The sequence below is a fragment of the Idiomarina sp. genome (genome assembly GCF_048260185.1).
Lineage (GTDB): Bacteria > Pseudomonadota > Gammaproteobacteria > Enterobacterales > Alteromonadaceae > Idiomarina.
In genome coordinates this window covers 467273-489072 of sequence record NZ_JBLXHB010000001.1, presented here as the reverse complement: position 1 = coordinate 489072, position 21800 = coordinate 467273, and the positions used below count along the sequence as shown (strand labels likewise).

20 protein-coding genes and 1 tRNA gene are annotated in these 21800 nt (G+C 45.8%); 7 read left to right on the top strand and 14 right to left on the bottom strand.

Annotated elements, in window-relative coordinates:
- Positions 1-2: 2 nt before the first annotated feature.
- From pheT to thrS, 6 genes are all read right to left on the bottom strand, one after another.
- Complete coding sequence (pheT, locus tag ACN0RF_RS02405) at positions 3-2390, bottom strand: phenylalanine--tRNA ligase subunit beta (RefSeq protein WP_011234640.1); 2388 nt, start codon at positions 2388-2390, stop codon at positions 3-5.
- A 13-nt stretch (positions 2391-2403) separates the two neighbouring features.
- Positions 2404-3384: a phenylalanine--tRNA ligase subunit alpha gene (pheS, locus tag ACN0RF_RS02400; RefSeq protein ID WP_011234641.1), complete on the bottom strand. Its 981-nt coding sequence runs from the start codon at positions 3382-3384 to the stop codon at positions 2404-2406.
- A gap of 123 nt (positions 3385-3507) precedes the next feature.
- The gene (gene rplT / locus ACN0RF_RS02395) at positions 3508-3861 is read right to left on the bottom strand and encodes a 50S ribosomal protein L20 (RefSeq protein WP_011234642.1); all 354 of its coding nucleotides are present in this window, start codon (positions 3859-3861) and stop codon (positions 3508-3510) included.
- 13 nt (positions 3862-3874) lie between these two features.
- Positions 3875-4072, bottom strand: coding sequence for a 50S ribosomal protein L35 (rpmI, locus tag ACN0RF_RS02390; RefSeq protein WP_011234643.1), 198 nt, complete (start codon positions 4070-4072; stop codon positions 3875-3877).
- Positions 4073-4145: 73 nt separating this feature from the next.
- The gene (infC, locus tag ACN0RF_RS02385) at positions 4146-4691 is read right to left on the bottom strand and encodes a translation initiation factor IF-3 (protein WP_126779471.1); all 546 of its coding nucleotides are present in this window, start codon (positions 4689-4691) and stop codon (positions 4146-4148) included.
- A gap of 19 nt (positions 4692-4710) precedes the next feature.
- The gene (thrS, locus tag ACN0RF_RS02380) at positions 4711-6627 is read right to left on the bottom strand and encodes a threonine--tRNA ligase (protein ID WP_417437940.1); all 1917 of its coding nucleotides are present in this window, start codon (positions 6625-6627) and stop codon (positions 4711-4713) included.
- 165 nt (positions 6628-6792) lie between these two features.
- Between thrS and ACN0RF_RS02375 the strand changes: the two genes are divergently transcribed.
- Together ACN0RF_RS02375 and ACN0RF_RS02370 are read left to right on the top strand one after the other, a co-directional pair.
- On the top strand, positions 6793-7686 hold the full coding sequence (locus tag ACN0RF_RS02375) for a DMT family transporter (protein WP_417437939.1): 894 nt from the start codon (positions 6793-6795) through the stop codon (positions 7684-7686).
- Positions 7687-7885: 199 nt separating this feature from the next.
- Positions 7886-8095 carry a CPXCG motif-containing cysteine-rich protein gene (locus ACN0RF_RS02370; protein ID WP_011234647.1) on the top strand — a complete coding sequence of 70 codons (210 nt, stop codon included), beginning with the start codon at positions 7886-7888 and terminating at the stop codon, positions 8093-8095.
- On the opposite strand, the gene ACN0RF_RS02365 is transcribed toward ACN0RF_RS02370, so the two are convergent.
- On the bottom strand, positions 8089-8697 hold the full coding sequence (locus ACN0RF_RS02365) for a riboflavin synthase subunit alpha (protein WP_417437938.1): 609 nt from the start codon (positions 8695-8697) through the stop codon (positions 8089-8091). The genes ACN0RF_RS02370 and ACN0RF_RS02365 overlap by 7 nt on opposite strands.
- A gap of 31 nt (positions 8698-8728) precedes the next feature.
- Between ACN0RF_RS02365 and ACN0RF_RS02360 the strand changes: the two genes are divergently transcribed.
- Positions 8729-9763 carry a DUF3080 domain-containing protein gene (locus tag ACN0RF_RS02360; protein ID WP_417437937.1) on the top strand — a complete coding sequence of 345 codons (1035 nt, stop codon included), beginning with the start codon at positions 8729-8731 and terminating at the stop codon, positions 9761-9763.
- A gap of 8 nt (positions 9764-9771) precedes the next feature.
- Here ACN0RF_RS02360 and ACN0RF_RS02355 read toward each other — a convergent pair whose 3' ends face one another.
- On the bottom strand, positions 9772-10035 hold the full coding sequence (locus tag ACN0RF_RS02355; protein ID WP_417437936.1) for a hypothetical protein: 264 nt from the start codon (positions 10033-10035) through the stop codon (positions 9772-9774).
- A gap of 195 nt (positions 10036-10230) precedes the next feature.
- Between ACN0RF_RS02355 and ACN0RF_RS02350 the strand changes: the two genes are divergently transcribed.
- A tRNA-Val gene (locus ACN0RF_RS02350) sits at positions 10231-10307 on the top strand.
- 262 nt (positions 10308-10569) lie between these two features.
- On the opposite strand, the gene ACN0RF_RS02345 is transcribed toward ACN0RF_RS02350, so the two are convergent.
- The 6 genes from ACN0RF_RS02345 to ACN0RF_RS02320 all read right to left on the bottom strand — a co-directional run bounded on the left by ACN0RF_RS02345 (position 10570) and on the right by ACN0RF_RS02320 (position 17769).
- The gene (locus tag ACN0RF_RS02345; RefSeq protein ID WP_286823419.1) at positions 10570-11136 is read right to left on the bottom strand and encodes a porin; all 567 of its coding nucleotides are present in this window, start codon (positions 11134-11136) and stop codon (positions 10570-10572) included.
- 220 nt (positions 11137-11356) lie between these two features.
- A complete protein-coding gene (locus ACN0RF_RS02340; protein WP_286830144.1) occupies positions 11357-12391 on the bottom strand; it encodes a cyclase family protein in 1035 nt (344 codons plus the stop codon).
- A 34-nt stretch (positions 12392-12425) separates the two neighbouring features.
- Positions 12426-13874 carry an NAD-dependent succinate-semialdehyde dehydrogenase gene (locus ACN0RF_RS02335; protein ID WP_417437935.1) on the bottom strand — a complete coding sequence of 483 codons (1449 nt, stop codon included), beginning with the start codon at positions 13872-13874 and terminating at the stop codon, positions 12426-12428.
- The gene (locus ACN0RF_RS02330; protein ID WP_034821118.1) at positions 13867-15243 is read right to left on the bottom strand and encodes a sigma-54 interaction domain-containing protein; all 1377 of its coding nucleotides are present in this window, start codon (positions 15241-15243) and stop codon (positions 13867-13869) included. Before ACN0RF_RS02330 ends, ACN0RF_RS02335 begins: the two co-directional genes overlap by 8 nt.
- Positions 15233-16594 carry a hypothetical protein gene (locus ACN0RF_RS02325; RefSeq protein ID WP_417437934.1) on the bottom strand — a complete coding sequence of 454 codons (1362 nt, stop codon included), beginning with the start codon at positions 16592-16594 and terminating at the stop codon, positions 15233-15235. The genes ACN0RF_RS02330 and ACN0RF_RS02325 overlap by 11 nt, the downstream gene beginning before the upstream one ends.
- Before the next feature lie 11 nt (positions 16595-16605).
- Entirely contained in the window at positions 16606-17769 is a 1164-nt protein-coding gene (locus ACN0RF_RS02320) for an iron-containing alcohol dehydrogenase (protein WP_417437933.1), read from the bottom strand.
- 312 nt (positions 17770-18081) lie between these two features.
- Between ACN0RF_RS02320 and ACN0RF_RS02315 the strand changes: the two genes are divergently transcribed.
- The 3 genes from ACN0RF_RS02315 (at position 18082) to dbpA (ending at position 21791) form a co-directional block, all read left to right on the top strand.
- Positions 18082-19242 carry a porin gene (locus ACN0RF_RS02315; protein WP_417437932.1) on the top strand — a complete coding sequence of 387 codons (1161 nt, stop codon included), beginning with the start codon at positions 18082-18084 and terminating at the stop codon, positions 19240-19242.
- Between the two features lie 165 nt (positions 19243-19407).
- On the top strand, positions 19408-20280 hold the full coding sequence (locus tag ACN0RF_RS02310) for a DMT family transporter (protein WP_417437931.1): 873 nt from the start codon (positions 19408-19410) through the stop codon (positions 20278-20280).
- An 86-nt stretch (positions 20281-20366) separates the two neighbouring features.
- Positions 20367-21791 (top strand): ATP-dependent RNA helicase DbpA, encoded by a 1425-nt coding sequence (gene dbpA / locus ACN0RF_RS02305; protein ID WP_417437930.1) that lies wholly within the window; start codon positions 20367-20369, stop codon positions 21789-21791.
- Positions 21792-21800 lie beyond the last annotated feature (9 nt).

Below are 21800 nucleotides of genomic sequence, written 5' to 3'. Positions count from 1 at the left end.
GTTTAATCCCTCAATGTTGCATTAAACTCACTCTTTAATGTCTCAATAAATTTAGTCATAAGCTCAGTGACTTCCGCTTCTTCCAAAGTTTTGTCGCTGTCTTGCAAAGTAACGGATAGAGCCAAGCTTTGTTTACCTTCTGCCACACCATCACCGATGTAAACGTCAAACAAGTTTAGGTCAACTAACTGTTTTACGCCAACATTTTCCATCGCAGCTATCAGCTCACCTGCCGCAAGGTCCTTATCAACCACAACAGCAAGATCGCGACGAATAGATGGATAACGAGATACCGGCTTAGCTTGCGGTAAAGGTCGCTCAGTCACGACTGATAACGCCAGTTCAAACACAAAGGTGCGCTGGTTAAGCCCTAAAGCCTTATCAAACTTGGGATGCAAAGCGCCGATATCACCGACTTTTTCAGAGCCGCGGTAAATTGCCGCTGATTGCCCCGGGTGCAGTGCCGGATTTTGCGATGCAACAAAACGGAAGGCCGCAGCATTGCCTGTTTGAGCCAACAAAGCTTCAACATCACCTTTTACATCGTAAAAATCAACCGGACGGTCACCTTCCGACCAATGCTCTGAATGCGCTTTACCAGAACGTATACCGCTGATAACCGCTTCCTGACGAACACCGTTTTCAGCTGACTCGTCTGGAATAAAACGCAAACCCGTTTCTACGAAAGCCAGCACAGACTGCTGACGCTTCTGATTATGAGCAACCGCGCCGACTAATCCCGGCCATAAGCTTACACGCATAGAAGACATATCAACCGAAATTGGGTGTGGCAAGGTCAGCGCTGCGGTTTCATCAAACATCAGTGCCTGATGCTTTGGATCGACAAAGCTGTAGGTTATCGCTTCCTGATAGCCACGACTGACCATAGCATCCACCAACTGATGGGTACTAAGCTGGCTTTCTTTGCGCTCGGTCATACGCAGTTGCGCTGCCGGCGGTGCAGCCTGAATTGAGTTGTAACCGTAAACACGGGCAACTTCTTCAATTAAGTCTTCTTCAATGCTTAAGTCAAAACGGTATGAAGGAATGCCCACCTGCCACTGTTCACCGTCAAATGAAACATCAAAGCCTAAACGCTCTAGAATTTCAGTGACATTGTCATTAGCAATGCTGACACCCAGTACTTTCGCCAATCGGCAGGCTCTTAAGGTAATGCCGTCACGCTTAGGTAAAAATGCTTCTGCTACGGCTTCGGTTACCGGCCCTGCTTCACCACCGCAAATCGCCAACAATAATTCTGTTGCTCTTTCCATTGCAGTACGCTGCAACTGAGGGTCTACGCCGCGCTCATAACGATGAGACGCATCGGTATGTAACCCGTAACGACGCGCTTTGCCTAAGATGGCATCCGGTGCAAAGAACGCGCTTTCCAGAAAAATGTTTTTACTGCTTTCTGTTACACCGCTGTTTTTACCACCGTAAACCCCCGCCATGGCTAGTGCTTTTTTCTCGTCAGCAATAACCAGGGTGTCTTCGTCTAGTTCAACTAATTGCTCATCTAATAAGGTCAACTGCTCTTTCGGCTTAGCTAAGCGAACATCAATGTTCCCTTCCAGCGAGTCGAGATCAAAAGCATGCATGGGGTGACCCAGTTCAAGCAGCACGTAGTTAGTGACATCAACTACCGGGTCAATGCTACGAATACCGCTGCGTCTTAACTTTTCTGTCATCCATACCGGCGTTGGACGAGTTAAATCGACACCTTTAATAACACGGCCTAAATAACGCGGACATTGCTCAGCCGCAGACAAACTAATGCTCAGCGTATCTTCAATACTAGCGGTTACTTCATTACTTTCTGGTACTGTGACATCCAGACGGTTCAATACCCCTACTTCACGTGCAATACCACGAATACTCAGACAGTCACCACGGTTAGGCGTTAAGTCGATATCAATACTGTTGTCGTCAAGTTGCAGGTATTTACGGTAATCTTCTCCAACCGGAGCATCAGCCGGAAGCTCAATAATGCCATCATGCTCATCAATAAGGCCCAGCTCTTTAAACGAGCACAGCATACCGTTTGACGGCTGACCGCGAAGCTTCGCTTTCTTAATTTTGAAATCACCAGGCAATACCGCACCAACTTTAGCAACCGCAACCTTAATGCCTAAGCGGCAGTTAGAGGCGCCACAAACAATATCCACCGGCTCGTCTTCGCCAACATTAACTTTGGTCACTTGCAGTTTATCTGCGTCCGGATGAGGACCACACTCAATCACTTCACCAACGACGACAGTATGGAATTCATCGGCAACCGGCTCAACAGCATCTACTTCAAGACCTGCCATGCTGAGCTGTTCACTCAATTCATGACTGCTGATGTCGGGGTTAACCCATTCCCTTAACCATTGTTCACTGAATTTCATTGCTTACTGCCCGTTAGTTAAATTGTTTGAGGAAACGCAGATCGTTCTCGAAGAACGCACGTAAGTCATTCACGCCGTAGCGCAACATGGTAAGACGTTCAACGCCCATACCAAACGCAAAGCCGGTGTACTTTTCCGAATCAATGCCTACCGCCTTCAACACGTTTGGGTGCACCATGCCGCAACCTAAAACTTCTAGCCATTTACCATCTTTACCCATGACATCAACTTCTGCCGAAGGTTCGGTAAATGGGAAGTACGAAGGTCTGAAACGCACCGTCAGCGACTCTTCGAAAAAGTGATTCAGGAAGTCTTCTAAAATTCCTTTTAATTGGGTAAAGCTGACGTCGGTATCAACCATTAACCCTTCAACCTGATGAAACATCGGTGTGTGGGTCTGGTCGTAGTCATTCCGGTAAACCCTTCCTGGAGAAATGATCCGCAGTGGCGGTTTTTCATTTTCCATAGTACGAATTTGTACACCAGAAGTTTGCGTACGCAGCATTGTTGAGGGGGTAAAATAAAACGTATCGTGGTCGGCTCGTGCCGGATGATTCGCCGGAATATTCAACGCATCAAAGTTATGAAAACCGTCTTCTACTTCCGGGCCTTCTTTTACGCTAAAGCCTAAATCACCAAAAAACTGCTCAATGCGGCGAATCGTCTGAGTAACCGGATGCACACCGCCTACCGCTGAATGCCGTCCGGGTAAAGTAACGTCTATGCGTTCCGCTTCCAGCTTTTGCGCTAATTCAGCCGCTTTCAATAGCTCTTTACGAGCATTGATACTGGTCTGAACTTGTTGCTTGGCTTCATTAATTTTTTGTCCGGCTTCCCGGCGCTCAGACGGATCTAACTTACCTAAGCCTTTTAAAAGCTCAGTGAGCTGCCCTTTCTTGCCCATATACTCGACGCGGACTTCGTCTAACGCAGTCGGTGAATCTGCGGCCGCAATGGCCGATTCAGCCTGCTCAACAATTTGCTCTAGCTGCATCGTATCCCTCAACAACACAAGATAAATAATAAAGGCGCTATGATAGCGAATTTTCAATGAAAAAGGGAGCCAATTGGCTCCCTTCTAAATCTGTTTATTCGAACCCATAAAGGTTTTGAATAATTACAGTGCGCCTTTTGCTTTCTCAACCAAAGCGGCAAAACCGTTTTGATCATGAACAGCGATATCGGCTAATATTTTACGATCGATTTCAATAGATGCTTTTTTCAGACCATTGATAAAGCGGCTGTAAGACAGACCGTTTTGACGAGCCGCAGCATTGATACGAACAATCCACAATTGACGGAATTGACGTTTTTTGTTGCGACGGTCACGGTATGCGTATTGACCTGCTTTAGTTACTGCCTGGACCGCTACGCGATAAACGCGACTACGGGCACCATAATAACCTTTCGCCTGCTTCAGGACTTTTTTGTGACGCGCTCTCGCGATTACACCACGTTTTACTCGTGCCATTTGCTATCTCTCCTTATGCGTACGGTAACATGCGAACGACTAATTTAACGTCGGCCTCATGGACCATGCTCTTAGCGCGAAGCTGACGCTTACGCTTAGGGCTCTTCTTAGTCAGAATGTGACGCAAGTGAGATTGCTTGCACTTAAAACCACCAGAAGCAGTCTTTTTAAAGCGCTTGGAAGCGCCCTTGTTCGATTTCATTTTTGGCATGAAATTAAACTCCGCATTGTTGATAAAAGTGTGAAAGGGTGAGCCTGACAATCAGACTACTTGTAAACCACGATCACTTCTTGTTGGGTGCCAAGACCATAATCATCTGGCGCCCTTCGGCACGTCTTGGGAACGACTCAACAATTGAGATTTCTTCTAAATCGTCTTTAACACGGTTTAGCAATTCAATACCCAATTCTTGGTGTGCCATTTCCCGGCCACGGAAACGGATAGTGACTTTAGTTTTGTCACCTCCCTCGAGGAAACGACGCAGGTTGCGCAGTTTTACCTGGTAGTCGCCCTCATCAGTACCAGGTCGGAACTTAACTTCCTTGACCTGAATCTGTTTCTGTTTTTTCTTCTGCTCTTTCTGTTCTTTACTCTTTTCAAAGAGGAACTTGCCGTAATCCATCAAGCGGCAGACTGGTGGTTCTGCGTTAGGGCTCATCTCCACCAAATCAACACCAGCTTCCGCTGCTGCATCAAGAGCCTCGTTAATACTGACGACACCAGCTTGTTCACCATCGGTTCCGATTAAGCGAACTTCATCAACGCCTGTAATTTGTTCGTTGATACGGTTTTTATCTGCAGCTTTCTGAGTTCTTTTTCCGCCTTTAATGGTTTATTCCTCCAAACAATTAATCAATTTTGCGAGTACGGACTTCGTCCTCTACACGAGCAATGAAGTCTTCTAACGGGAATTTGCCCAAGTCTTCACCACCACGTGTACGTACCGCAACCTCACCAGCTTCGACTTCTTTGTCGCCGACAACCAGTAAATATGGAACACGTTTTAATGTGTGTTCACGGATTTTAAAGCCTATCTTCTCATTTCTCAAGTCGGCTGATGCACGAATTCCCTTTTCGTTCAGGGTTTTGACAACTTTTCGTACATAATCGCTTTGATTATCCGTGATATTCATTAACACAACTTGCGTTGGCGACAACCACAACGGGAAGTGCCCTGCGTACTCTTCAATGAGAATACCCATGAAACGTTCAAGTGATCCCAAAATAGCGCGGTGAATCATAACAGGCGTGTGTCGCTCGTTATCTTCGCCTACGTATGTGGCACCTAAACGCCCTGGCAACGCAAAATCAAGCTGTATTGTACCACATTGCCACGCTCTGCCCAGACAATCGAACAAAGTAAATTCTATTTTCGGGCCATAAAAGGCACCTTCACCCGGTAAATAAGAAAAATCGATGTCATTATTTTTCAAAGCCTGAGCTAGTGCAGTCTCCGAGCGGTCCCATGTGGCATCGTCGCCTAAGCGTTTTTCAGGGCGGGTTGAAAGCTTCACATCGATGTTCTCAAAACCAAAGGTTTTGTAAGTTTCGTACACCATTCTGATGCAACCCGCGACTTCTTCCTGAACCTGCTGTTCGGTACAGAAAATGTGTGCATCGTCTTGTGTGAAACCACGAACACGCATCAGACCATGCAACGCACCTGAAGGTTCATTACGGTGACAACTGCCAAATTCCGCCATGCGTAACGGTAAGTCGCGGTATGACTTTAAGCCCTGATTAAAGATTTGAACATGTCCCGGGCAATTCATCGGCTTAACAGCATACTCGCGGTTTTCCGATGACGTGGTAAACATCAGTTCTGAGAATTTCTCCCAGTGCCCCGACTTTTCCCACAATACCCGGTCCATCATCATCGGACCTTTGACTTCCTGATATTCGTACTCGCGCATTTTTTCGCGAATGTAAGTTTCTAATTCACGGAAAATGGTCCAGCCATTGTGATGCCAGAACACCATGCCCGGCGCTTCTTCCTGCCAATGGAATAAATCCTGAGCTTTCGCAATTTTACGGTGGTCGCGCTTTTCCGCTTCTTCTAAACGCTGTAAATAGGCTTTTAACTGTTTTTTATCTGCCCAGGCCGTACCGTATATACGCTGCAACATTTTGTTGTCAGAATCACCACGCCAGTATGCTCCGGCCATTTTCATAATTTTGAAATGCTGACAAAACTTCATGTTGGGTACATGCGGACCACGACACATGTCGATATATTCTTCGTGGTGATAGAGCCCAGGTGTTGCATCGGTTGGGATGTCTTCGTCCAGAATTTCTATTTTATACGGTTCATGGCGCTCTACGAAAGTTTCACGGGCTTCTTTCCAGCTGGCTTTTTTCTTTATAACGGCATATTCCGTTTTAGCCAGTTCTTTCATCCGCTTTTCAATTTTCTCAAGGTCTTCCTGAGTGAAGGTGTGATCAACGTCAATATCGTAGTAGAAACCGTTATCGATGACTGGACCTATTGCCATTTTTGCATCTGGCCACATCTGTTTCACCGCATGCCCCATTAAATGAGCACAGGAGTGGCGAATAATGTGTACGCCGTCGTCATCTTTTGGTGTCACAATTTCAATGCGGGCATCATGTTCAATGAGTTCACAGGCATCAACCAGCTCACCGTCAATACGACCAGCAACCGTTGCTTTCGCAAGACCAGCACCGATATCGGCGGCAACTTCCATAATGCTTACAGGTTTATCGAATTCGCGTTGACTTCCGTCAGGGAGAGTAATTACAGGCATGAAACTTCCTTTCCAACCAGTGGTGACACCTACCAAGTGCCACGTGCTCTATTTTGGTTTTATCTGCTTTATAGAAAAACCTACGAAATTTTTGCGTTCGGTACCATCGAACGCGAGACGCTACTATAATCGACCGCTTACATTTGAGCAACCGCCGAGCCTGTTTTGACATCAGACATTACCGGAGAATTAACCGGACAACTTGCCGCTTTACTAGCCGCTGCCTTCTGGGCTGTCGCCACCGTGTTGTACCACCGCGCCGGCAGCCACTTCTCGCCTTTGCAAATGAACTTAGTTAAAGGTGTTGTTGCGACTCCCCTGCTTTTGACTATGAGTTTGTTGCTGGGTAACTCGTTAGAGCTAAGCTCAGGCCTGTCGTTACTCGCGTTAAGCGGCATTATAGGTATTACCATTGGCGACAGTTGTCATTTTGCCGCTCTGCGTCGTTTAGGCCCCTGGCACGCTATGTTACTGGAGTATCTCGCACCACCACTGGCTGCATTCATGGCCTGGGTATTTTTAAGTGACGGTTTATCCACCATTGAAATTACCGGTGCGGTCATAACCTTAAGCGGTGTTCTGTGGGTCGTTACTGAAAAAGCTCCGGACAAACAGCCTGCGCTTTCATTATCAGGTATATTCTTCGGCTGCGGCGCCGCGCTCTGTCAGGCTACCGGTTTAGTCATGGCTTTTGCGGTGCTCATGCAAACCAGCGTAAACGCTATAGATGCGGCATTTGTGCGTCTTGCCGCCGGCTCTTTATTACTCGCCATAATTGTCGGACTTTCAAAACGAGGCGCGTACAACGCAATCATAAAACAAGTTCGTTCTATTAACCCTTTGCCGCTGCTCGGCGCTATTGTATTCGGTACGTTCCTGGCTATTTGGTTACAGCAAATATCTATCGCCAATATCAACCCGGGCCTAACCCAGACTTTATTATCTACTGCACCACTCTTTTTGATACCAATATCTTTACTGAAAAAACAACGAATTACCCCGCGTTCTATAGCAGGAGCGTTAATCTCATTGGGCGGAATCAGTATTTTATTTCTATAGTAAGACGTAGAACCTTATTTCGTTGAGGGTGCGTTGATAAGCTCTGGCGCCTAAAGAAATAACTGGGTATGACACAGACTATCGAAGGCCATGGATGGCCTGAGTTAAGCGTCCATGGACGGACTCGCAGCGTGTCTGTTTCATACCCGGTGATTTCTCAGCCAGAGTTTAGCGAGGCATCCCGACCAAGGAGTTAACAGTGAACGAAGAAAACTTACAAAGTGTTCCGGTGAAATGCCCGCATTGTGGGCATAATACCTTTTTAGATATTGATGCATCGGAGGGAAATCAGGATTATCAGGAAGAATGTGCTGCCTGCGGTGACCTCATTCATGTTCAGTTGCAAGTTGATGAAGTTAACCAGCAGGCACGGGTGAAAGTAGATGGTAACGATGAGCAGTTTTACTGACGTTTAGCCAGCACACGCTCAACCGTTTCAACAATAGTAATGGTTTGCTGATCAAGCTCAATATTCAGACTGTCACCCACCTGCGTTGATTCCAAATTGGTCAGGCGCAAAGTTTCCGGAATTAAATGCAGGCTAAAGCAATTAGCTTCAACCTGACCTACCGTCAAACTAGCACCGTTAACCGCAATAAACCCTTTGGCAAACAAGTACGGAGTGTATTGCTCTGGTAGTTCTATCCACATAGCAACGTTATTCTCAGAGGTATCAATTTTAGTCACTTTGCCCTGGCAGTGAATATGACCTGAAACCGCATGCCCGCCAATTTCATCGCCCACTTTTAGTGACCGCTCCAAATTAACTTTGTCCCCCTCACCTAACAACCCTAAATTTGTTAGCCGCAGGGTTTCATCAATGACGTCAAAGTGCACCTCAGTATCGCTGAATTCGACCACCGTTAAACAGCAACCATTTATGGCAATACTTGCACCAATAGCCAGGTTTTGCAGAAATTTGGGTTCAGTTTTAATAACCAGGTGTCGAAAAGATCCTTGGTCGGAGACTGAAAATATCGTAGCTTGGGTTTGAACAATACCGGTAAACATCGATAAGAACCTTGTTGCAAGGAATAATACAATGAAGCGAAGTGTACTGATTTTCCGTTCTTTTGGCTATGCGTTCGTCGCCTTTGGGTTATCTGCCTGCTCAGATGATCAGGGTCTAACGGAATACGCAGATGAACTGCATAACCGAGTCCAAAGTACACTCAAACTCCCCAATAACTCTATAGATGCCCCTAAACCTCAACTCCAGTATCCGGCCAAGCGCGCACTAACCCGAAAGATTGAAAGAACAAGCATGGGCTTACTGGAAAGCCTTAGGCTTAATCATTGCCAGTTAGGCCAGCTAATAGCTGAAAACAACAGTTCACTGGGAAAGCTAAAAGATGGGTTCAGCCGTTACCATGCTGACCTGACCATGATTCAGGCACTGAAGGAATGCATTGAGCATCCTGAGTCGGCCAATGTTAAAGATAAATTGAAAGAAGCATTAATGCATAAGGAGTCGCAACTACAGAATAGCCTGGCGAACGCTTTTGCCCGTGACGAAGGGTTGAGAAAAGCTCTGTCTGTAGGCAATAACTCTTTACCCAAAATACATGTGACAGAGTACAACTACGCTGTGAATGCGCTGGAACGCTTTACCCGCATATTAGAACGCTGGAACTACACAAAAGAAGCAGATGACCCCGATGAGCTAATAAAAATGCTCGGTCGTTTAGAACGTAGTGACTACCTTCCCGACTTATTCCGTACTATGTTGGATTACTCCTATAAACTGGAGAGAATGACAGAATATCTGCCTGAAGTTCCCGAATCAGTTTATTGTCAAAATGGAAAAGTGCCAGATGACGCATTAGCGCTAAAAGAAGCTTTTAACGCCATTTATCTCAAAGAGATGCAAGGCGACATAGCAGAAGTTATTGAACAGCATCAACGCTTACTCATGACTCTGGAGAATCTCGCAGGTATAGCCCCTCAACCGGAGCTAAAAGCTTATATTGCAGAACTTGGTACACTCAGTAAAAAGCTAACCGATGCGTCAGTGCATTTTGTCCGTCCATGGCAAAAATTCTATAGCGCCTGTGACTTTACACCAGGGCTCGATTAGCATCTAGCTTACAGATGCCAATGTTTAGTTAGACCGGGGTGTGGCGTACCCTGCTCTTTTTGATGAATTTCATTGATAACGTAACGTAAACCAATAAAGACCCAAAGCCAGAACGCGGCATGTAAAGCCCCCGCCATAACAACAATTACGGAAGATCGCATCAAAGTATCGACATGCAATATATTAAAAGTAAGCTGTGCAATGATGCCGACGATAGTCGCCAAAAAAAGAAGCCCTGCAACGGCACGTATTACTCGTAAAAAAGTAAACATTTAATCACCTCTTTTTCGTCAGTAAAAACTGAGTTTAGTGAACATTCTAGCAAAAGCCTTTTTAAGAAAGTAAGCGTAGTCATTCAAAGCTGAATAGAATTTCGACAAACAAATGCATTTAGTAAAAAATCTCTTGCACCTGTGGCCGCAAGTCACTAATATACCGCCCGTCGTTAACGACATTCCCCATAAAGTGCGTCCGTAGCTCAGTTGGTTAGAGCGCTGCCTTGACATGGCAGAGGTCGGTAGTTCGAGTCTACTCGGACGCACCATTCTAAGTGCCCGGTTTACCCCATAGAAAAATACCTTTACTCGGTTAATTGAAGTATCCCTCAAGCTTTATTTATTTACTTTGACTTTAATGGAAACACAACGGTTAAAGCCTGAACGGGTTCTGTCTGTGGTTTTCTTAATGGAAATGAAGCATTGTTTGTATCGAAGTTTAACTAGCGCGGGCTTTAAGAAGGTAAGGGAAGTTTTTAGGGTAAATTGCCGCCCGTCTAAAACGACAGACGGCAGGCTTAACTGGATTACTTAGAAGTGCCAAGCAGCGCCAATAGAGTAGCCATCGAACCAGTCACTATCAAAACCATCAACATAAGTTGCACTTAAGCTGAATTGGTTATTGATGTACCAACGAGCAGACAATTCATATTCTTGCTCAGAGTCTACGAAAACATCGTTATCGACGTGACGTACCAGACCTGAGAACTCAAATGCTGGGTTTAAACGATAAACACCACCAACCTGCACTGCATAACCAGTATCATCGTCGCTGCCTACCTGAGTATCAACATCTGCGTAATAAAGGTTCACATCAGCAAAGCCAGTGAATTTTTCGCTGAAGTCGTGTTTGTAACCAACACCGGCAAAGATTTGATCAAAATCTGCATCGCCTTCGCTAAGCTGAGAGTAATCTGCAGTGAAATAAATAGATTCACTTAGCATTACACGACCATCAAGGCCAAAACCATCGACATCATCACCGAAGTCGATAAAACGTGCTTCTACGCGATCAAAGTCAGAACCTTGATCAGCGGCTAAAGTTGCACCACTGAATAACGCGGCGCCGATAAGTGTAGCTAATACTGCTTTTTTCATTCTTTAATACTCCGTTATGTCGTGCGTGTCCCGCACTTACTACTTCCAAGCTGCCAGGCAGCACTGCTTCATTCAGCGAAGCAATGTATGTAATAATAACGAAATAAACTTATATTTTTTGTTGTTTTTTAGTTGATTGTCATATGATTATCGACATTTTTTACGACAAAAAGCAAAGAGATATGCAGGCAGATATGCCCGCATACTCTTAAATGAAAGGCTACTTAATAACGATAGGATTAATTGGAGAACCCGAGCCTCGCTCCATCTTTAAAGGCGCAGCAGTAAACATAAAGGTATATTGACCATCTTCACGGCTATCTGCCGCCAAATCGTCCAACCAGTAAAGCTCACTCAATACCACACCTAAGTCCCGAATAAGCGCACCATGCAGAGGGATCACATAGTCTTTACCTTCAATCTCTTGCGGTACGAGCTCAACTGCCAGATTATCAGCCGCAATCACGGGTATCTCCATGTTATCAATCCATTTGATCAGGTCTTTGCTATAACACAGGCCGGGCTCCGTTGTTGCGCTCCACTCAGCATCTGGTTCCTCTTGATAAAAACGTCCAACAGATCCTGTTCTTATTAACAAAATATCGCGTTTTTCAAGGGTTACATCCTGCGCTTCTGCCGTATCTTTCAAGTCTTGTAACGTAATGCATGAGCCCGGTGCCAGCCGTCCTACGTCACCACCTTTCAAATGCCCGACATCCAGCAGTACTCCGCGGCCAACAATACCGTGTTCAGCTAATACACCGACATCAACATGATCATGTCCATGCACTGTGCTATCGGCCGATACCCCGCCGTATACTTTATCGCCATACCAGGCGTGACCTAGTGCATCCATGTGCGTCGTGCCCTGTAAGTACATAAAAACTGCATCGTCTGAGTACTTAACGCCACCGGCCAGCTCATCCAGCTTGTTTACACTGTACATACTCTCGTCCTGCGTCATGAAATGCATGGCCGGAACACGCCCCGGGAACACAGGCCCGACGCCATGAGTAATCGGCAGTTGCAGCGTAAAAGTTTCACCTGAACGAACGGCTTTTATACCACGCAAGGCCTGTTTTTCATCAAGATAGTTAAGAGCGCCAAGTTGATCGTCATCGCCCCATTTCCCCCAGTTTTTGGGCATATCTTTTTGAAGGTTTTCAATATCGCTGGTCTGAGCCAACGAAACTCCGGATGCACTCATAAGTGCTGTAGCTAAAGCCATTGATAGTACTGATTTTATTGTTTTCATTGTTCTTCCTTTTTTTGTTGTTCTAACGCTTATATTAATAACTAAGTTTGATGTACTTAGTTTCTAAATATTCTTCAATTCCATGACGCCCGCCCTCGCGGCCAATTCCCGACGATTTAACACCGCCAAAAGGCACTGCCGCGTCAGATATAACGCCGCTATTAACACCAATCATTCCAACTTCAAGAGCTCTCGAAAGACGTTTTATTTGCCCTAAATTCTGGCTGTAAAAGTAGGCAGCTAATCCGGTTTGTTGCTGTCTGAGTTCTTCTAATAAAGCTGTCTCATTGTCGTATTGAACAATAGGTGCAACGGGCCCGAAGATTTCTTCATTCACACAATGCATAGAGCTATCAGCGTTGAGTAACACGGTCGGGTAATACCAGCGCTCTGAGTTTACCCACCGCTCTCCGCCACAGGCGATTACGGCGCCTTTTTTTACTGCATCTGCGACTATCTGCTCTACTTTTTCGAGTGCATTTTCGTTAATCAATGGACCAATATCGACGGACTCATTTTTGCCGTTACCCAACATGAGTTGATTTACCCGGGCGATAAATTTCGCAGTAAACTCATCGTAAATTTTGGCATGAACGTAAAAGGCATTAGCACATACGCAGGTTTGCCCCGCATTACGAAATTTTGATTGGATAGCTCCTTGCACTGCACGCTCGACATCTGCGGTTTCACAAACAATAAAAGGCGCATTTCCGCCGAGTTCAAGTGAGAGTCGCTTAATCGTTGAAGCTGATGAAGCCATGAGTAAACGCCCGACTCGAGTTGAGCCGGTAAAACTTAACTTTCTGACCACGGCACTTTCACTGAATATTTTGCCAATAGCCTCCCCGTCGCCGGTTACAATGCTTAAAACACCTTCGGGAATCCCCGCCTGTATCGCTAACTCAGCAATTGCAATTGCTGTCAGTGGGGTTTCAAGAGCAGGTTTAACCAACATTGTGCAACCAGCCGCCAGTGCCGGCGCAACTTTTCGCGTGATCATCGCCGCAGGAAAATTCCAGGGAGTTATCGCAGCACAAACACCTACCGGCTCGGTAATAACCATCATCGATTCATCGATTGACGAGTACGGCAGAACGCTCCCCTGGTCTTGCAGGCCTGGCTGCGCATACCATTGAATGTAACTTGCTGCGTAACGTATCTCGCCTCGCGACTCAGATAATGGTTTACCCTGCTCACTGGTCAAAATGCCAGCAAGCTCCTCTTCCTTTTCAAGCATGAGTTGATACCAGCGGAACAGCTTCTCGCATCGCTCTCTGAGAGGAACGTCTCTCCACTTGTAAAAAGCGGTTTCCGCAGACTCTATAGCACGGAAAATTTGCCTCGGTGTTAAATCGGGTACGTGACCTATCACATGTCCAGTTGCAGGATCATCAACAGCTATTGAGCTTTTTGTTGACGTACCAACCCGGCTGTTTTTTATTAACTCCACGTTATCGGGCTGTAAAACTTGTTCATTATTCATCGTTCGGTAAGTCCCTTTTTTGCTCTATGCGCCAGCGTTTTTGTTTTTTAACTAAGGTAGACTGATCAACTCCCAGAGCACTGGCTGCCGCCCGCGTGGTACCGTGTATCAATAACGCCTCTTCAATTACTCTCTTCTCAAGCATCTCTACCTGTTCTTTTAGCGAGCAACCTTCACGCCCTAACGGCCTGTCAGTTGCTATTTCTATAGGTAACTGAGCCGTTGTGATCAGCGACTGTTCAGAAGTCACCATTAATCGTTCTGTCAGGTTAATCAGCTCGCGAATATTGCCCGGCCATTCATATTGTTTAAGACGAGCAATCACATCCGCATGCCAACGACAGTCCAGCTCATAGTTTTCATTGAAATGGTTGAGATAATGTTCAAGCAGTACGGGAATTTCTTCAATCCTTTCTCGCAGGGGAGGCAGTTCAATCGGTACCACACTTAATCGGTATAACAAGTCTTCGCGAAAATGACTTTCGGCAACCAGTTTCTTTAAGTCATGATGTGTTGCAGAAATTAACCGAAAGTTAGTCTGTTTAAACGAAGTAGCACCGACCGGCAAAAACCGTTTTTCATCAATAACTTTAAGTAACTTGGCTTGAAGAGTTAGTGGCAAATCACCAATTTCATCAAGAAACAAAGTGCCATTATTAGCCGCCTCAAGTAACCCTGTCTTGCCTTTCTCCGAGGCTCCGGTGAACGCCCCGGAAGCATAACCAAATAACTCAGACTCAAGCAGAGACTCTGGCATCGCGGCACAATTTAATTCAATAAAAGGCCCGTTAGCGACATTGCTGTAACTATGAATAGTCCGTGCAAGCAGTGTTTTCCCGGTACCTGTTTCTCCCTGTAGCAACACTTTTGCAGAGGAGCTCGCGACTCGTTTTGCGAGATCATAGCAAGCTCTCATTTGCCGACTAATGACAAAAGGCTCTTTATGGCCATCGGTTGAAACAGAAGCCCCATATTGCTCTCGTAAGCTCAGTAACTGTTCCAGTTTTTCCTGCGCTCTTTTAGCTTTTAGCAGCTCAGTGACATCCCGAACCGTGGTAACGATGTACTCAATACGCCCGTCGGAGTCGAACATTGGTGTACCAGAAACTAAAATTTGGTGCTCTTTACTTACGTCCTGCGTCAAAGTGACAGGTCTTCTTTCTTTCAAAACCTCCAATGATACCGAGCGCGAAATATAGCCACGTTTTACAACTTCGGACATATGTAACCCCCGAAGCTTTTCCTTCGGAATACCGGTAATACGCTCATAAGCCGTATTAACCGTTATCGTAATGCCGTTACCATCGGTGATATAAACACCGTCGCTCATCGCATCTAATACACGCTGTAACCTATCGCTACCGAACATCGCTCTGCTCCTTTTTAGGTGCGCGCAAACGCCAGCCATATAGCAAAAAACATAACAGCAACCCAGCAGCGAAAGCCCAAGTTGCTCCTTTAACTACAAGAATTGCCCCGATAATTCCAGCTATGCCCAAGTCGCGTTCCGTTTTTGCTTCCTGAATGCCAATACGAACGCTGACGTAGCCTTGTATAAGCAAAGTCAGAGCTAAAGCAATTCCCAGAATCGGTTGAACTAAGCTAACCACCGGCAGAAGTAAAAGGCCGGTATTGGTTCCCCAGCGAAAAGAACCCGCGCCTCCAAAAATGGAGTCCATAGCTTTCCGCCCTTTTTTAAAGCGCTCAACAATTACCACATGCATTGCCGCCCATAACGGTCCGCACATCGCAACATCCGGGCCAATTATGCTCATACCAAAGTTGCGGGCACCAAAAATGAGATGCGCGCGGTCGGCGTTGTAATCAATTTTTTCGTCCTGACGCATCTCATCTGCTTCCGCCAGAATAGCTTTGCTCTGTAACACATCGCCGAACAGCACAATATAAGCTGCCAGCACCGTTGGCATGGCAGTTAAAAACATACTAAGAGGCGGTAGCCCGACACCAAAAACGGTGTAATGCGCGAATAAGGTTGCGAAGTCAGGTGATGTTATGCCCCATTCGATATCTGGCCATGGAGCTTCTGAAGCCAGTGGTGCAATCACAATAGCCAATGCAATAATGGGAAAGATACCAAGCTTACCCAGTGCACGAAGAACCCAATGTTTATTCTGAACCGTCGCGAAATGTCGTGAAAAAATAAGATAAAAAGCAATGCCAACCGCAATTGAAATAGTAAACGGGTAGGATTCGAAACGGCCTCCCTCCTCAAATACTACCGCTACCGCAGCTAAACCGGAGCCCATGATAATTCCAGCTTTTATAGCGCTGGGAATAAGCTGTACTACCCGTTTTGCAACACCGGATGCTCCAAGCCCAATGGCAAAAAGTCCCAGCATCATCTGAAACGCTATTAAAGCATGCACTCTCGCTTCCCCCTCCGGAAAGGTCGATACGTACATCATCAATAAAGGAATAGCGGGCGTTATCCATCCTGGAACAACAGGGTCGCCCAATAAATGGTGCAGCAGATAAAACGCGCCGTTAATCAGAACAACGGCTAATGCCGCTTCAAATGGCATTCCCAATAATTCGGTCATTAATGATATTGCCGCCAAATCGACGGCGCACATTAATAATCCCTGCAGATAGTCTGGCCACTCAAAGCGATAGTGCAGAAATGGCAATCTGACCTTGAATGGTCCCATAGGCCAGAAAGGTGCTTCCGCCCCGTCTTTTCGTTGTTTCCATAACGACATAATGAGTCCTTTTAGTAAGCGGCCTGATAAATTGCTTCGATATCATCGACGCTAAGTTCACGAGGGTTATTTCTCAATAAACGAGTCACACCACTCGCCGCTTCAGCTAGTGAACGCAGATCACTGAGTTCAATACCAAACTCTCTTAATCCGCCGGGAATTTCGACAGCCCGACAGAGGGATTCAAGTTTCTCAATAACGAAGTCTCCTGCGTCGGCTTCGCTAATCGTGGCCTCAGCCCCCATTGCCAGCGCAATATTGAGAAAATCATTTGGGCAGGATGATAGATTCCAGCGCATGACGTGAGTGAACATCAATGCATTACTAACCCCATGCGACAAGTGATAACGCCCGCCCAAGGGATAAGCCAAGGCATGTACTGCACCAACTCCTGCATTTCCGAATGCCAACCCAGCCATTAAGCTACCGGTAGCCATACGTTCTCTTGCGTCGAGATCATCAGGGCGTTGATATGCGTCAGGCAAGGCGCGAATAATCATTTTTATGGCGCCTACTGATAACGCCCGGGTGATATCTGAAGCAAAATTGGAAATATAACTTTCTACGGCGTGCACCAATGCATCAATGCCACTTGCTGCCGTTACAGATGGAGGGCAACTCTGTGTCAATTCCGGTGCAACAATCGCCACATCCGGCAGCAGTTCATCGCTGACAATCCCCTTTTTCAGTTGTGCCTCTACGTCTGACAGAATGGATATATTAGTGACTTCGGAGCCTGTTCCTGCGGTGGTTGGTAAACAAATTAAAGGTACGGTTCGCCGCGCACAATTGCTCTCGCCAAACAGTTCGTTCAAAGCTCTCTTCTCACTTTGATATACCGCAACAGCTTTTGCGGTATCCATTGCACTGCCGCCACCAATTCCAATAATCCCATCACAGCTTTCATTAATGAAAACGTCACGGCACGATTCAACGACATGGGTTTCTGGCTCCGCTGATATCTCAGAGTAAATGACAATACCCGTAATGCCCTGACTTTTAAGTTCGGCAACAATAGGTTGGATTAGCCCGGCATCAAGTACGCCTTTATCCGTTACAATTAAGGGATGCCTCAAGTTAAGCCTGCACATCTCGGAAAATAGCTGGTTACTTGCTCCTGAGCCGGTAAGCAATCGTCCCGCCGTTTTAAAAACCTGTACGCTATTAGCTGTCATAGATTTCCTTCATCTATACCTTCAAGTTATGTCAATAAACTGTAGCAAAACCCGTACCACTCACAACAAAATTATATAACCCTTTGTTTTTAAATTACTTTATGTGACTTCACCTGCTGAAATTAAAATATTCTGATGAATTTCATCATCAATATACCAATATTTGATGAGATATTTCATCAAATAGTTAAATGTAAATACATTAAAAAACCATAAAAAACATAGAGTTACTCGAAGCCTACCGTTTGGCACAAGCATTGCTACTCAAACCGCTGACATTAGTCACATAATAAAAAACCAGGGATTATAAAAATGAATAACAAATACACTATTTACCGGTCGCTAGGTATTGCAGGAATGTTAATCAGTGGAAGCTCAGCAGCGCAGACAACTCCGGACTGGGATTTCAACTTTAACGGCTACATCAATGCACATGCGGTATACGCAAGCTGTGATGACTCTAATAACACCGTCGCAGGAAACGCCCTGCTATGTATTGGTGAAGACGCTACGTCAGTATCAAATGGATATAGCCCGTCCAGCTTTCAATTCTCAGCAACAACTCAGACACATGACTTCGATATAAAAGCATTTTTAGCAATTGAGCCAGGATCTACTGATAACAGTGCCTTTAACGGCAACGGAGATAACAGGGCTTATCGTGCGTATTTTACGGTAGGAAATGACGATGTCGGAACTTTAAAAGTCGGACGCGGATATGGAGTATTCGGCATTGATGTTGTTTTAGAGGATATGGCATTGAGTGGTGTCGGCGCACCAGCCTCAATTCGCAGTCCATTGAATACCTCGCTGGGTGCGGCAGGTTATGGTTATATTTTTGCCGACCGGCTTTCTCAAATTACATACAGCCGGGCATTAGGAGAAAACTTCCACGCAGATATCGGTATTTTTCAACCATTAGATTCGGTCAGTTTCGGTGGCAATGGCTATGTTGGCGATTCAGGTTCGGAGCGCCCGGGACTTCATGGACGGCTTCGCTATAACTACGACTACGGGTTTGTTTCAACAACCTTCTATAATCAAAAGGTCAGTACCTCACTTGATGATTACGATGCAAAAGGAATCGACATCACCGCGGCTATCCAGTTTGATGACACTCGTTTATCACTTTCAGCTTTTGATGCGTCAGGCCTGGGCTATTACGGGTTATTAATTGATGCAGCAGATGTCAACGGCAGCCCCCGCGACAGCTCAGGTTGGTTTACACAGCTAACCCATCAATTTGGTGCAACCAAAGTTGGCCTGAATTATGGCACCTCAAAAGTGGACTTAGCTGGCGTAGACAGCTTAGAGCAAGTCAAACAACAAACAAAAATCAGCGCTGCCGTTTACCACACCTTGTGGGATATTTTTACAGTTTCGGCTGAAGTGTCGGCGCTAGAAGCAGAAAACCACATGAACCAAAGCATTAAAAATGAAGCTTTCAGTATCGGCTTTGCGTTGTCGTTTTAAGTATTAACATTATTCTCCAATAAACTGTCATTGCTCGCACTTTTAGAGTAATGGCAGTCTACACTGCTAGTTCAATACCTAAGCACCATTTGAAAGTCCTCTTCCTGTCTTCTAAATTCAATACTTTAGGCTCATTCAGCACTCCAACAGAAGTTGACCGAAGCAATGGCGAATTCAGGCATCATACTGGTGGCGTCAGCGGCGCTGTTCTGGGGACTGTCCGGTGGAATAGCTGGCGTCCTCATCAATGACGGTTGGAATGCCGTTTTAGTATCTTTTTGCCGGGGTGCTGTCGGGCTTATATTTGTGCTGATGTGGTTGGTTTTAAGACCTCGTAATAGTGGGCTCACTAACAGTAAGTTATGGTTGTGGTCTATCATCGCCGGACTTGGGGTCTCCGGGAATTTCGCTTTTTATTTCTTCAGTATTTCTAAGAGTAGCGTTGCCGTTGCAGCGACACTCATGTATTGCGCCCCCATATTTGTTTACCTGATTTCTTTCGCTATTAAAATTGAACGCCCCACGTTAAGCAAATGTGCTGCAATATTGTTAGTCATGGCTGGTGTCGTATTGCTCACCCGTGTGTATCAAATCGACAGCAGTGGTATTACTCCTATAGGCGTCATAGCCGGACTTCTTTCAGGTATGTCACTGGCGCTTTTTATTTTTGGCTTTAAATACGCCGCCAGGCAAGGTAGTCCGCAGGCGGTTCTTGCAATCGCATTTTCTACCCTGACACTGGCTCTGGGGACATTAATTGATATAGAGGAAGCCGGCAGAGTCGTCAACTCAGCAGACTGGCCGCTCTTTGCTATTCTCGGAGTACTGGGCGGTGGCGCATCATTTATTCTTTATATTATTGGGCTGAGAAGAACATTGCCCGCGCTGGCATCTATAGTGGCGACAATAGAACCCGTTACGGCAGCGCTATTCGGCGTGATTATTTTAGGTGAGGTGCTGGCTTACACGCAGGTACTAGGAATGCTGATAATACTGGCTACGGTCACTGCGCTGGGTGTTTATTCGAGCAAACAGTGAAGCTTTTGCTCAGATTACCTCAGTGTATTTGTCCGGAACCCTGTTACAATAACCACAGAAACCTGACACAGAAAGTGGCCCCTTTAATGCCTATAAATACGCCTGAAAATATCTCGGATAACACTTCTGAGACTTCACCTGAACTCCTTCACTTTAATCAACTGAACCTGCCGCCAGCGTTACTGGCACGGCTTGATGAAATTGGTTATCAACAAATGACACCGGTTCAGTCCTTAAGCTTGCCGATCATTTTAAATAACACCGATGCCGTTGTTCGCGCGGATACCGGTTCAGGAAAAACCACCGCTTTTGCGCTGACTTTGCTGGCAAAGCTGGAGGCAAAAAGCTTTTCGCCACAAGCGTTGGTATTGTGCCCTACTCGTGAACTCGCCCATCAGGTTGCTGACGAGATCCGTAAGCTGGCTAAATCAATGCTTAATATCAAAATACTTACCCTGTGCGGTGGCGAGCCATCACGTATTCAGACCAACTCGCTTGAGCATGGCGCTCATGTTTTAGTTGGCACACCCGGGCGGGTACTTGATCATCTTGAGCAGCGCAATGTTGATTTGTCCATGTTGACGACTCTGGTTCTTGATGAAGCCGACCGAATGTTAGAAATGGGATTTCAGGACAGCCTGAACGCCATCGTCAAACACATTCCAAAAACACGACAGACACTATTATTCAGTGCCACCTACCCTAAAAATATCGCCGCGTTAGCAGAACAGGTGACAACTAAGGCAAAAAATATTGAGGCTATTCAAGAGCAGGCAAAGCCACAAATCGAACAGCTCTTTTATGCCATGAATAATGAAGACAGCGCACAGCTGGTAATGAATTTACTGGGCGAGCATCAACCTGAAAACTGTCTGGTTTTCTGCAATACCAAGAACGAAGTAAAAGACATTTTTAACACACTTCATGCCAATAAATTCAGCGTATTGGCTTTGCATGGTGAGCTCGAACAGAAAGATAGAGATCAGGCGATTATACAATTTAGTAATGGCAGTGCTCGCGTACTCATTGCAACCGATGTCGCTTCCCGTGGGTTGGATATTGCTGAACTTGATTTAGTGATTAGCGTTAATATGGCTCATGATTTAGACACCCATACCCACCGCATAGGTCGTACTGGCCGCGCGGGCAAAGAAGGCGTCGCAATAACCTTAATTGCTGAAAAAGATGATTATAAAATGCGTTTGCTTGAGGATACTTTCGCAGAACCCATTCAGGTAAAGCCTGCGCCAGCGCTGTCTAACAGCACACCGCTGAAAGCTAATATGTCGACCATACAAGTCAGTGGCGGGAAAAAGGACAAGTTGAGACCGGGTGACATTGTTGGCGCCCTCACAAAGGACAAGGTTCTGAGTGCTGACGACATTGGAAAGATAAAGCTGGAAAGTACCTTTGGTTTTGTTGCCGTAAACTCCCGTTTGGCTAAGCACGCTTTAGGGCTTATTAATAACAATAAAATAAAAGGTAAGAAGTTTCGGGCGAAAGTACTTTAATTTGCGGTG